We start from the raw sequence: 12,576 nt of genomic DNA, 5'->3' as shown, positions 1-12,576 counted from the left end.
AGGGGCGGTCTTGCCGTATGTGCGTTTCGTTGAACCGGCGCTGCCATTGTAACTGCCACGGGGTTCTGAGGTCCTTTTGCCGTTATCGGACGACGCCGGCATGGATCTGTTCTGTAAATGCTTTGTAGGCCTGCGATACATATGCGTCCCTGCGCCGAATCAGCACGGTCCATACACGGCTGTGCTTATGCGCAATGGGATGGCAGCGGATGGAGCCTTCCTCTGCTTTGCGCTGAACGATAGAGCGGGGAAGCAGGGAAATGCCCAATCCGGCGGCCACGCAGCCGAGAATCGTTTCGAGCGTGCCGAATTCCAGAATTTTTACAGGCATGACGCCTTCCTCATGAAGCCACTGCTCCATTCTGGCACGGTAGGAGCAGCCGGCGCGAAACGCCAGCAGCGTACGTGAGCCCAGCTCTTTGGCGGAGGCCAGCGGAGGGTGTGCGGCATCGGTAACGATCATCAGTTCTTCTTCAATGAACGAATCCTGCAGAAGGTCCGGGTGCTCCACGGGTCCGGCGACAAAAGCGCCGTCGAGCTCATAATCCAGCACGGCCTGAACAAGCTGTTCCGTCGGGCCGGTGACTAACGTCAGGTTCACTTCCGGGTAGGAACGATGATAGGAGGCCAGCAGCTCGGGCAGACGCACCGCAGCCGTCGTTTCCATAGAACCGATGGCCAAGGAGCCTTTTGGAGCAGTTCCGTCGGTCACGGCCCTGCGTGCTTCCTCCATCAGGCGCAGCACTTGGTCCGCGTAGCCCTTAAGCGTTTTCCCCGCAGGGGTCAAGGTAATGCCGCGGTTATGGCGGTAAAAGAGCGGCGTTCCCAAATCGTTTTCCAACTGACGGATTTTGGTCGTGATATTGGATTGTGCGTAGCCGAGCTGCAGGGCAGCTTTGGAAACGGTTCCGGCTGCCGCCGCCGCTTGGAAAGCTCTGAGCATGTCGATATCCAATTTGCGCTCCTCCTTTTTCTGATATCTCAATTTCAGATAGGTCATATCAATATTACGTATTTTACATGATATCAAGAAAGCGTTATGCTAACAATAGCAGGCTGCTAAAAAAAATGGGGACCGGAGGAGGAGCGGGCATGACGGTATGGGCAGGACGGCCGCTTGGTCTTTTAATCAGCGGTGTGCTGGCGCTTTTTATAGCCATGGGCGTCGGCCGTTTCGCGTATACGCCGATTCTGCCGTTTATGATGGAACGGCAGTTTTTCGGAGAAGCCGGAGCGGGAGCGCTTGCATCGGCGAATTATGCGGGGTATTTGGCCGGCGCCGTGATGGCGGCGTGGTTCTCGGGCAGCGAGCGGAGGCTTGGACGGCTCAAGCTCTCCCTCGTTATCAGCGTGCTGACAACTGCTCTCATGGGATTGACGACGCTTTTCCCGCTATGGCTGGCTCTGCGGTTTATTTCCGGCTTTGCTGGAGCGGCCGTATTCGTGTATGCTTCCGGCGTCGTGATGGACGGCCTTGCGGGTCTGCGGGGTTTTGCCGGCGCTTCGGGTGTATTCTACGGCGGAGTCGGGGCGGGAATCGCCGCTTCCGGACTTGCGGTTCCGCTTCTTGAGGCATCCTTTGGCTGGCAGGGCACATGGCTGGGGCTCGCGCTGCTCTGCGCCATGCTGTTAAGCACGGGCTGGCGGGGGCTGCAGGAGGTTGGAGACCGCAGGCCTGCGCCGCCCGCATCCGGCTCTTCCGGAAAAGGCTTTCGCCGCGTGGGCCCGCGAATGCTTCGCCTGCAGCTGGTATACGGCCTGGAAGGCCTGGGATACATCGTGACCGGAACCTTTTTGGTCGCTTATGCCCAAAGTGTGCCCGCTATGAAGGAGCTTTCCTACTGGAGCTGGGTGCTGGTAGGGGCGGCAGCTATGCCTTCCTGCTGGATGTGGTCCAAGCTTCAGGGGTACTGGGGGCAAGAGCGGACGCTCTTCTTTTCCATGCTGCTGCAGGCTGTCGGCATTCTGCTGCCTGTGGTTTTCCCGACAGCATCCGGTTTGGCCGTCGGGGCGATTCTTTTTGGAGCCACGTTCATGGGCATTACGACGTTGGCGGTTTCATTGGCAAGGCGTCTGGCGGTTTATGATGCGGGAAGAAGTGTAGGATTGCTCACCGCCATCTACGGCGCAGGCCAAATGGCCGGTCCGGCGGCTGCAGGCCTGTTCGCCGCTCTGTCCGGGAGCTATCGATGGTCGCTTGCCGGAGCGGCCGTCATCGTTTTGATCGGCGCTTGCATTATCATCATTCCTATTCACGCGAAAGGACGATCGACATGCCCTATGTAAACATTAAGATTACGAAAGAAAATGTGACGACGGAGAAGAAAGCCGAGCTGATTCAAGGAGTAACCCGGCTGTTGGCAGATGTACTTAACAAAAATCCGCAAACGACCGTTGTCGTCATTGACGAAGTGGATACGGATAACTGGGGGATCGGCGGCGAGTCGGTCACGGTACGCAGAAAGCAAGGGAAATAAAGCCAAAAAGATTTCAGTCCGCAAGCGCGGCGCTGAAATCTTTTTTGTTTTCGCGAACGAAACAAATAAGCTTTCCGGACGTATATTAAACTGCAAAATATGGCAGCTTAACGGCGTTTTCCTTCTATATACCTGAAAGGAAATATTTGATATTCTTAATAGAGTTAAAGACGCTGCAACATTTTTGCAGTCCGGAACGTTTATAAGGTTGCATGAGAGGGGGATCCCAGTGGTAGCGCCAGAATTAATAAAGGCTGCCCAATCGGGCGATCGCGACGCTCTTATTACCCTACTGCGAGAAATCGAGAATCACGTTTACCGCACCGCTTATTACATTCTGGGCAATGAGCAGGATGCGTTAGACGCCGCACAGGAAGCGTTAATCCGAATCTATACAAAAATCAACTCCTACGAAGAAAAGGCTCAGTTTAAAACGTGGGTTCAGCGCATCGTGACGAATCTTTGCATCGATAAATTCCGTCGGGCAAAGCCGACAGTCTCGATTGAACAGCACGATCTGAGCTTTACCGACCATAAAACGGTGGAAGACGAAGTGATGTCGTCGTATATCGCCCAAGACATCAGAGAGGCGATCGACAAGCTGCCCGAGCACCATCGATCGGTGGTCGTACTGAGGTATTTGGAGGATTTCTCCTATAATGAAATAGCAGAATCGTTGGATTTGCCCATAAACACGGTAAAGTCTTATTTGTTCAGGGCGAGGCAGCAGCTGCAAACGATTCTTGGAGAGTATAAAAAAGCGGGCAGCGATGCGATTCGGGGATGAGCGACGAATGATAAGAGATATACGAACACCAAAGAAAGGTAGTGTACGGGGATGATGTGTCAAGAGGTGATCGAGCTGATGCAGAGATACCTTGATCGGGATCTCGATGAAACGGAGTACAGCCGGATGCTTGGGCATCTCCGGCAGTGTCCGGATTGCACCGAGCTGTTCGAGCGTCTTGTGAATTTGTCGCATGAGCTCGAGAGCTTACCGAAGGTAACCCCCCCTTTCAGCCTGGTGGACGCCATCATGCCGAAGCTGGAGCAGCTTGGCGAAGCTGGCGGACAGGTTCCGGGCGAGGCATGGTCGGCACCAATTGGGGAAGAGAAAGCGGAAGTTGAGACGGAGAAGCAGACGGCGCCGCCTCCACGAGAACAGTCAAAGCGGGGCATGCGTAAAAACGTCAGGGAATGGTTTTCGTTTCCGGTGTTTGGAGGCGTTGTTGCGGCCGGTCTTGCGTTCGGGTTCTTTCTGTTCCAGCAGCAAGCCGGACCGGATGCGGGCGGCATATGGCTCGGACTGGACCAGAAAAAAGCAAGCGAAAGCGCTGTACGGGATTCAAGAAGCCAGGCCGCTGACAATCAGGGTAGCACGATGTCGGCTCAAGACCAATTACCTGCACAGGACGCCCCAAATCAGGGCGGAACGGACGGAATGGATCAACATGGCGCGACGGGCGGAAGCGGAGCTCCAAACGAATCTGCAGCGGGAGCGGACGATTGGGAAGAAAAGCAGAGCCTTACGCCAATGGCGATAGCGCCCAAAGCGGCGGTTCCCCCTGCGGCGCATAAACCGACGTCGAAGCCCGAGGAGCCGGCGGTATCGAATGCCGCACCTGAGCCTGAACCGGCGAAGAAACCGGCCGGCGGATCGGAGCCTTCCGCGCCGGAAGCCTCGGGGTCCGACGATAGGCCTTCCCACGGCGTGTCCTCCACCATGGACCCGACTGCAGGCGGCGGTGGCGGAGAGCCGGAAGGGAATCCGTCAGAGCCTGCCGTACCTGAAGTTAACCGCAGCAAGATCGGCGGTCCGATGGGACTATTGGGCATGCCGGAGGCAGAGGCGCCGCCGGTGCATCAGTTGGCTTCCGCTGACGGGAAATATACCGCTTATTTCGAGAATGCCCGTGTGATCGTGCGAACCAAGAACGGCCAAGAGGCTTATGTCTCTAAATATTCGTGGGAAGATGCAGACCGGATAGACCTGGTCGAATGGTCTGCAGATTATAAGCTGACATATGCGGTGAAAATGCACGAGCAATCGAGAACGTTCATTGTTTCGCTTGCGGAACAGACGGAGACGGAAACGAAGGCAAACAAAAACTGAACTAGCGGCGTCTCTCTGCAAGCTGCGGGGTTCACGATTTTAAACTTGTTTTGCACACTTCTCAACGATTCGGCGTATACTAGGATATCCAAGCAACACGATACTATCGATTCACGTCGTATGACCACCGGCCGCTAAGGGGTTTCTAGAGCCAACCTGTCGGCGGTGTTTATATAGATGGGTTTCGGACAAAGGGATTAGGTCAGACCGCACCGTTTTTGACGTAATCCCTTTGTTGTTGATATCATATAATGTACCGGCACAGACGGGGATAAGAAAGGGAAGACTTGGGACGGGGATGGTGGCTGACGGCGATGGATTACAAGACAGCGGTCAAACAAATAGACAAGGGGCAATTCGCGCCGGTTTATGTATGTTACGGCTCGGAGAGCTACTTGATTCGGGAACTGATTAACCGCTTGACGGACAAGCTGGCGCTGCCGGAGCATAAAGCGTTTGCCGTATCCCGTTACGATTTGACGGAGACACCGGTGGAAGCGGTAATCGAGGAGGCCGAGACCCTTCCTTTTATGGTGCCGAACAAGGTGGTTGTGGCCAATAATGCTCTCTTTTTGACAGGCGCCAAAGAGAACGGCAAGGTCGAACACAAGCTGGACCGGTTAACGGATTATTTGAAGACGCCTGTTGACTTCAGTATCATCGTCTTTACGGTGGATGCGGATAAGCTGGATGAACGCAAAAAAATCGTCAAAGCGTTAAAGGAAGCGAACGCGCTGATTCCTTGTACGGCGCTCTCGGCGGACGAATTGGCGCATTGGGTAAATCAGGAAGCGGATAAGGCGGGCATCAGCCTGGCTCCCGGCGTGGCGGAGCAGCTGATTTTATATACGGGAACAAACCTGCAGGCTTTGGCCCAAGAGTTGGAAAAATGCGCCCTCTATATCGGGCGGGGCGGCACGATCACATCCGCCGATCTGGAGCAGCTTGTGACCAGAAGCATCGAACAAAATATTTTTCAGCTTATCGAGCATATTGTGCAAGTGGAACTGGATCAAGCGTTTACCTTGCTGAATGAGCTTCTGCGGCGCAAGGAAGAGCCGATCAAGATCGTCATGCTGATCGCACGGCAGTTCAGGATCATGTTTCAGGTGAAGGATCTGATGCAGCAGGGCTATTCCCAACAGCAGATTGCCGGCCAGATCGGCCTGCATCCGTATGGAGTCAAAATTGCGGCGGGGCAGGCGGTTAAGTTCGAGTTGAAGCGTCTGGCCCATATTTTGCAGCAGCTGGGGGATTTGGATTACCAAATGAAAAGCGGTAAAATCGATAAGGTGCTGGGGCTGGAGATGTTTTTGCTGAAGCTGGCTTCCTGATCGCCGGAAAGGCAAGGCACCCGTTGGATTGGAGAAACAAAAAGACCATGTATCCGTATAGGAGGCATGGTCTTTCTTTCGTCGCTCGAGCTTAAGCCTGCGCGGAAAGAGCGTTAAACTTTTTCGCTAAGCGGGACTTTTTGCGGGCAGCGGCATTTTTATGGATCAATCCTTTGGTCACTGCTTTGTCCAGCTTCTTGCTGGCAGCGATCAGGGCAGCTTTAGCTGTTTCCACGTTGTTGCTTGCTGCAGCTGTTTCAAAAGATTTCACAGCAGTGCGAAGTGCGGATTTATGAGAGGCATTGCGCAGACGGCGCTTTTCGCTCACTTTCACACGTTTAATCGCGGATTTAATGTTTGGCATGACGTTCACCTCCTACTACAACTTGCAAAAAACTAAATGTCCATTTCATCATTCGCAGACAACTCTTGATATTCTAACATGAGGCATATCAAAATGCAATAGAAACGCAGGAGGGCGTCTGTAAAACTTTTGCATAACGTTAACAGCTTTTTCACATTATAAACCATGAGCACAATGAGAAAAGGGGACGAGTTCATGGAGCTGGACCTAAGCGCATATTCAGTCCGGACAGACCTGGCGCTGGAGGCGAACGAAATGGCTTCTTCCGCAGGTTCGTCCATCCCGGGCGTACATACGTCGAATGTTGAGCACGACGGCATCCGTGTCAGTCTGATCGACATTACCTCCCAGGAAGGATCCCGGGCGCTCGGAAAGCTGCCGGGTCATTATATTACGATTGAAGTACCGGCGCTCCGGCAAAAAGACAGCGATCTTCAAAACAGGGTTGCCACCGTACTAGCTCAAGAATTCGAGAAGTTTTTGCAAAAGCTGAACATTTCCCGGGACGCCAAAGTTCTCATTATCGGACTTGGCAATTGGAATGTGACGCCCGATGCTTTAGGTCCGATCGTTGTCGAGAACGTGATGGTGACAAGGCATTATTTTGAACTGATGCCGGATCAGGTGAGTCCCGGATACCGCGCTGTCAGCGCAGTAGCCCCGGGTGTACTCGGCACGACGGGAATTGAAACCGGCGAAATCGTGCAGGGAATCGTCGACCGCTCGAAGCCGGATCTGGTCATTGCTATCGATGCGCTTGCCTCACGCTCACTCGAAAGGGTGAATACGACGATTCAAATTGCCGATACAGGCATTCATCCCGGCTCGGGCATCGGAAGCAAACGCAAGGGTCTTACGCTCGAAACGTTAGGAGTTCCTTGTATAGCGATCGGCGTGCCGACCGTCGTTTACGCTTCTACCATTGTAAACAATGCGTTTGATATGATGCAGAATCATTTCCGGCAGCGAACCGCCAATACCGAACACATTCTCGGTCTGCTCGATAACCTGCAGGAGCAGGAGCGGCTGCAGCTTGTCAAGGAAGTGCTTAATCCTTTGGGGCACGATCTGCTGGTCACGCCCAAAGAGATCGATCAGTTTATTGAAGACATTGCGAACATCATCGCAAGCGGCTTGAACGCCGCATTACACGAAGCGGTGGATGCGGACAATGTGTCGGCATATACCCATTAATCCTGATGCGAAAACGCCCGAAAGGCTCATTATTGAGCCGATCGGGCGTTTTTTATTGTTGAACGGAGGGCCGCAAAGCTCCTTCTTCCGATAAGGTCTATTATTTTTAGGTTCTATCGATTTACGCCTCTTCATAGAGTTGTTAGTAGACGATCGAGGAGACGAACAAGCGGGCGGAACCCGAGTGACCGCCGCCGCGCCTGCAGAACCGGAAGCAGAAGAAGGAGGAATGGCAATGAAATGGCCGGCAATTACGGTGAGCTTGAACAAGCTTCGGAAAGCGAAATATTCCGTTGGAGTGTATATGCGGACCTTGACGATTTTGATGACGGGATGCCTGTTATTTTTTATAGCGCTGGGGTTGTTTGGATATGTGCATTCCAAGATCAGGAATACGGAGCCGTCTTCTTCCATGAAGGGGCTGGCGGCCTCGGTATCGAGCCAATTTTTCATGGATATGATGGGCATGGAGATTCCCCATCTTCCGTCGGACGGGAAAACGTTCACGTTCTCGCAATCCAACGTATCCGCCTTTTTGTTTTCTCTGGTGACCGACCTGAACCCGCATGATCCGAAGTCGTTGATCGCCAGGGAGGTGCCGGGGATGGGGCAGGATCGCGCCGTTCTGCTGAGCAAAGGCGGCGGGACGGCAGATTCCCCGATGGATTTCGGACCGAAGTCCGGCGTGTTTGAACGGGAAGATTTGGGCGAGGCCGGCTCCATTACGGCGAACCCGGGTGCCGCTGCGGAGGAGCCGGTTCAAGGTCCTGAGCATCCGCTTCCGACTGCGCAGCCTCCGAGAACAGCGGGCAAAAATGTGGTATTCATTTATCAGTCCCACAATCAGGAGTCCTATTTGCCGGAACTTCCGGGAGTGAAGGATCCGGACAAGGCCTACGATCCAAAGAAAAATGTGACGCTTGTAGGCCGCCGGCTTGCGGAAAAGCTGGAAAGGGAAGGGATCGGGGCCGTGCATTCCGACAAAAACTATCCGGCGATCGAGCCCAATTTCAATTACTATTATTCTTACAGGTATTCTCTCAAAACGCTGCAGGAAGCCTCGGCCGGACATCCTGATTTGAAATTCTATTTTGATCTTCATCGCGATTCCCAGCGGCGCGACAAAACAACGGCTACCATTAACGGCAAGACGTATGCACAGGTTTATTTTATCATCGGCGGGAAAAATCCGAACTGGAAGCAAAATTATGAGTTTGCCGAGCAGATCGACCAAGCGTTGGAAGAAAAATTCCCGGGTATTTCCAAGGGGATTCATGCCAAATCCGGTGAAGGCAACGGGGTATATAATCAGAATTTTTCACCGCACAACGTGCTGATCGAAATCGGCGGCGTGGACAACACGCTGGAGGAGTGCTACCGTACTGCGGATGCGCTTGCGGCAGCGATCTCCCAAGTCATCCTGAATGCGGAGAAGGTGGATGCCCCTCCTGCTCCTGCCCCGGCGGAGGAAAAAAAGCAAAGCTGAGCCGGCCAAACGTAAACGTCCGCCGCCTGCAATGAAAGGAGAGGAAAGTGTGTGAGAGGCAATGCATTCGTAAAGTACGGCACCTTTGGGCTGGCCATGGCGTTTTGCATTTTTTTCGGCGTATCGCTCGCCACGCAGGGGACAGAACGGATTCACGGACCGCTTACCAAAGCGCAGGCGGACGCCGCGCCCGCGCAGCGTGCTTACAGCTCGGCGCCGGCTGCCGGAAAGACGGCGGCGGCAGGCAGCCATACGGCCAAATCAAAGCCGCCAGTCAAATCGAAGGCGGCGACCGACGCCGAGCCGACCGCCGATACGGGAATCAACCGCGTGGGCAACAAGGCGGGGGAGCTGCTGCAGATTGCGGCGTATCACGCGATTCGCGCTTTCGTCTCCTTGATTGAAGCCCTGCTGAAGTAATCGGGACTCCATTGAAGCATTCCCTCACAACTGCTATAATGAATAGTATTGTAAATTTGCAGGTTAGTGAGGTTTAGCTGCCGATGGATATCCGAGCCAGACAGAAAAAAATCAGAAATTTTAGCATTATCGCTCATATCGATCATGGAAAATCAACGCTGGCTGACCGGATTCTCGAATTCACCGGCGCGCTATCGTCGCGTGAAATGCAGGATCAGGTGCTCGACCAGATGGATTTGGAACGGGAGCGGGGGATCACGATCAAACTGCAGGCCGTCAGGCTGAACTACCGTGCCGATGACGGCGAAGAATATATATTGAACCTGATCGACACCCCGGGCCACGTCGACTTTACGTACGAGGTATCCCGCAGCCTTGCGGCCTGTGAAGGCGCGCTGCTCGTCGTAGACGCGGCTCAGGGCATCGAAGCGCAGACGCTGGCCAACGTGTATCTGGCATTGGACAATAATTTGGAGATACTGCCGGTCATTAACAAAATCGATTTGCCAAGCGCAGATCCGGAGCGGGTGAAGCAGGAGATCGAGGACGTCATCGGGCTCGATGCAAGCGAAGCGGTGCTCGCATCGGCGAAGGCGGGCATCGGGATTAAAGAAATCCTTGAGCAGGTGGTCCAGAAGGTGCCGGCTCCGACGGGCGATCCCGACCAACCGCTGAAGGCGCTCATTTTCGACTCGCACTACGATCCGTACAAAGGCGTTATCGTTTACGTCCGGGTGATAGACGGCTCTATCCGTTCAGGCTCCAAAATCAAGTTTATGGCGACGGACAAAACGTTTGAAGTCATCGAGGTCGGGGCGTTCAAGCCGCGGATGGGAACCGTCGAGTCGCTGGAAGTCGGCGATGTAGGCTTTATCGTGGCGGGGATCAAGAATGTCGGCGATACCCGCGTCGGGGATACCGTCACCGATGCCAAGAACCCGACACCGGAACCGCTCCCGGGCTACCGCAAAATCAACCCTATGGTGTTCTGCGGTTTGTACCCGATTGAAACAAGCGATTACAACGACCTGCGCGAAGCGCTCGAGAAGCTGCAGTTGAACGACGCTTCGCTCAGCTTCGAGCCGGAGACATCGACCGCCCTCGGATTCGGTTTCCGCTGCGGCTTTCTGGGGCTTCTCCATATGGAGATCATTCAGGAGCGGATTGAACGGGAATTTAACATTCCGCTCATTACCACGGCGCCGAGCGTGGTATTCCGCGTGACGCAGACCAACGGTACGGTGCTGAACATTGAAAATCCGTCGCTGTTTCCTGAAGTTGGCAAAATCGATTTTGTCGAGGAGCCGTTCGTGAAGGCGTCGATCATTGTCCCTAACGACTACGTCGGGGCGATCATGGAGCTTTGCCAATCCAAGCGCGGCGAATATATCAATATGGAATATCTCGATACGACGCGGGTTACGTTGACCTACGAGATCCCGTTATCGGAGATTGTATACGACTTCTTCGATCAGCTAAAATCGAGCACCAAGGGGTATGCATCCTTTGACTATGAGTTTTCGGGCTACAAACGTTCCAACCTGGTCAAAATGGATATTCTGCTGAACGGAGAGCAGGTAGACGCCTTCTCCTTCATCGTTCACCGCGACCGCGCTTACAACCGCGGACGCATCATTTGCGAGAAGCTCAAGGAGATCATTCCCCGGCAAATGTTCGAGGTACCAATCCAGGCGGCGATCGGACAGAAGGTCATTGCCCGTGAAACGGTCAAAGCGATGCGCAAAAACGTGCTTGCCAAATGCTACGGAGGCGATATTTCCCGGAAACGGAAGCTCCTGGAGAAGCAGAAGGAAGGGAAAAAGCGCATGAAGCAGGTCGGCAGCGTAGAGGTACCGCAGGAAGCGTTCATGGCGGTGCTGAAGATCGACGATAAATAAACTGAACATAGGCGGGCAGGTGCTGATCGGGGCTATCGCGGCTTCAGGCAGGCACCTGCTTTTGCCATTCGAGGGATGGTGACCCAAATGCTGCAGCAAAACCAAACGCCTAAAGCGGTGTACCTTCATATCCCGTTTTGCACGAACAAATGCCATTACTGCGACTTTAATTCGTATATTCTCAAGGGCCAGCCGGTCATGGAATATTTGGACGCATTGGAGCGGGAGATGGAGCAAACCGTAAAGGCAGTGCCGCCGGGAGAGATCGAGACGATTTTCGTGGGTGGAGGAACGCCGACGGTGCTGACGCCCGAACAGATGAAAAGCTTTTTGCACCGGGTACGCACCTACTTTCCGCTTTGGTCGCCTCAGCTCGAGTTTACAATGGAAGCGAACCCCGGCACAACGGATCCGGATAAGCTTCAGGCCATGAAAGAGGGCGGCGTCAACCGGGTCAGCTTCGGCGTACAATCGTTCGACAACGGACTGCTGGAACGGATCGGAAGAATTCACAACACGGATGACGTATACCGGAGTCTTGAGAACGCGCGCGCGGCCGGCTTTACCAATCTGTCTATCGATCTGATGTTCGGACTGCCGAAGCAGACGCGGGATATGATGGAAGATACGCTCCGCAAAGCTTTAGCGCTGGATCTGACTCATTATTCGATTTACAGCTTAAAGGTAGAAGAAAACACACTGTTCCATGCCCTGTATGAACGGGGCGAGCTTCCGTTGCCTGAGGAAGAAGAGGAAGCTGCCATGTTCGCCCTGATCATGGAGCGGTTAAAGTCCGCGGGGTACGGTCAATATGAGATCAGCAATTTTGCGAAGCCAGGGTATGAGAGCCGCCATAATTCGATGTATTGGCGCAATCAAAGCTATTACGGCCTTGGCGCGGGAGCGCACGGGTATGTCCGGGGGCTGCGCCATGTCAACATAAAAGGGATTCAGCCGTATATCGACGCGACCCGGAAAGGACGCCCGCTTTTGGAAACCAGTGAGGTCAGCGAAGAGGAGGCCATGGAAGATTTCATGATGGTCGGGCTGCGGCTGCTTCGCGGCGTAAGGAAAGCGGATTTTACCGAGCAATTCGGCAGAAAACTCGAGGATGTGTTCGGCGATGTGCTGGATAAGCTTTGCGGACAAGGGCTGCTTGAGGCTCAGCCGGAGGGCTATAAGTTATCCGCACGCGGGTTATGGCTTGGCAATGAGGTGTTCGGCGAGTTTTTGGGAGCGGTCGGGTTAAAAAAGGGTTGAATATTTTATACGTTCTGTTGTATATTTATT

At 53.9% G+C, this 12,576-nt stretch carries 12 protein-coding genes; 10 read left to right on the top strand and 2 right to left on the bottom strand.

Annotated features, from left to right (window positions below):
* Window positions 1-82: 82 nt before the first annotated feature.
* A complete protein-coding gene (locus EXW96_RS13615) occupies window positions 83-955 on the bottom strand; it encodes a LysR family transcriptional regulator (RefSeq protein ID WP_062407501.1) in 873 nt (290 codons plus the stop codon).
* A gap of 137 nt (window positions 956-1,092) precedes the next feature.
* Between EXW96_RS13615 and EXW96_RS13610 the strand changes: the two genes are divergently transcribed.
* The 5 genes from EXW96_RS13610 (at window position 1,093) to holA (ending at window position 5,924) form a co-directional block, all read left to right on the top strand.
* On the top strand, window positions 1,093-2,286 hold the full coding sequence (locus EXW96_RS13610) for a YbfB/YjiJ family MFS transporter (protein WP_174350756.1): 1,194 nt from the start codon (window positions 1,093-1,095) through the stop codon (window positions 2,284-2,286).
* Window positions 2,274-2,477 (top strand): 2-hydroxymuconate tautomerase family protein, encoded by a 204-nt coding sequence (locus tag EXW96_RS13605; RefSeq protein ID WP_054818538.1) that lies wholly within the window; start codon window positions 2,274-2,276, stop codon window positions 2,475-2,477. Before EXW96_RS13610 ends, EXW96_RS13605 begins: the two co-directional genes overlap by 13 nt.
* A 229-nt stretch (window positions 2,478-2,706) precedes the next feature.
* Window positions 2,707-3,264 carry an RNA polymerase sigma factor gene (locus tag EXW96_RS13600; protein WP_062407507.1) on the top strand — a complete coding sequence of 186 codons (558 nt, stop codon included), beginning with the start codon at window positions 2,707-2,709 and terminating at the stop codon, window positions 3,262-3,264.
* 51 nt (window positions 3,265-3,315) lie between these two features.
* Window positions 3,316-4,590, top strand: a complete 1,275-nt coding sequence (locus EXW96_RS13595) for an anti-sigma factor family protein (RefSeq protein WP_174350755.1) — start codon at window positions 3,316-3,318, stop codon at window positions 4,588-4,590.
* A gap of 314 nt (window positions 4,591-4,904) precedes the next feature.
* Complete coding sequence (gene holA, locus EXW96_RS13590) at window positions 4,905-5,924, top strand: DNA polymerase III subunit delta (protein WP_054818550.1); 1,020 nt, start codon at window positions 4,905-4,907, stop codon at window positions 5,922-5,924.
* A gap of 91 nt (window positions 5,925-6,015) precedes the next feature.
* Here holA and rpsT read toward each other — a convergent pair whose 3' ends face one another.
* Window positions 6,016-6,288 (bottom strand): 30S ribosomal protein S20, encoded by a 273-nt coding sequence (gene rpsT, locus EXW96_RS13585; RefSeq protein WP_054818541.1) that lies wholly within the window; start codon window positions 6,286-6,288, stop codon window positions 6,016-6,018.
* A gap of 195 nt (window positions 6,289-6,483) precedes the next feature.
* On the opposite strand from rpsT, the gene gpr reads away from it, so the two are divergent.
* The 5 genes from gpr to hemW all read left to right on the top strand — a co-directional run bounded on the left by gpr (window position 6,484) and on the right by hemW (window position 12,546).
* Entirely contained in the window at window positions 6,484-7,482 is a 999-nt protein-coding gene (gene gpr, locus EXW96_RS13580; RefSeq protein WP_174350754.1) for a GPR endopeptidase, read from the top strand.
* 235 nt (window positions 7,483-7,717) lie between these two features.
* Window positions 7,718-8,968: a stage II sporulation protein P gene (spoIIP, locus tag EXW96_RS13575; RefSeq protein ID WP_174350753.1), complete on the top strand. Its 1,251-nt coding sequence runs from the start codon at window positions 7,718-7,720 to the stop codon at window positions 8,966-8,968.
* Between the two features lie 51 nt (window positions 8,969-9,019).
* Window positions 9,020-9,388 carry a hypothetical protein gene (locus EXW96_RS13570; protein WP_062407515.1) on the top strand — a complete coding sequence of 123 codons (369 nt, stop codon included), beginning with the start codon at window positions 9,020-9,022 and terminating at the stop codon, window positions 9,386-9,388.
* An 83-nt stretch (window positions 9,389-9,471) separates the two neighbouring features.
* Window positions 9,472-11,286: a translation elongation factor 4 gene (lepA, locus tag EXW96_RS13565; RefSeq protein ID WP_062407517.1), complete on the top strand. Its 1,815-nt coding sequence runs from the start codon at window positions 9,472-9,474 to the stop codon at window positions 11,284-11,286.
* 87 nt (window positions 11,287-11,373) lie between these two features.
* Window positions 11,374-12,546, top strand: coding sequence for a radical SAM family heme chaperone HemW (hemW, locus tag EXW96_RS13560; RefSeq protein WP_062407519.1), 1,173 nt, complete (start codon window positions 11,374-11,376; stop codon window positions 12,544-12,546).
* Window positions 12,547-12,576: the final 30 nt, after the last annotated feature.

Origin of the sequence: Paenibacillus sp. JMULE4 (genome assembly GCF_013337105.1) — a bacterium.
In the GTDB taxonomy this organism is placed as follows: Bacteria; Bacillota; Bacilli; order Paenibacillales; family NBRC-103111; genus Paenibacillus_G; species Paenibacillus_G naphthalenovorans.
The sequence above is the reverse complement of the archived record's forward strand: the minus strand, read 5'-3'. Positions and strand labels throughout refer to the sequence as shown.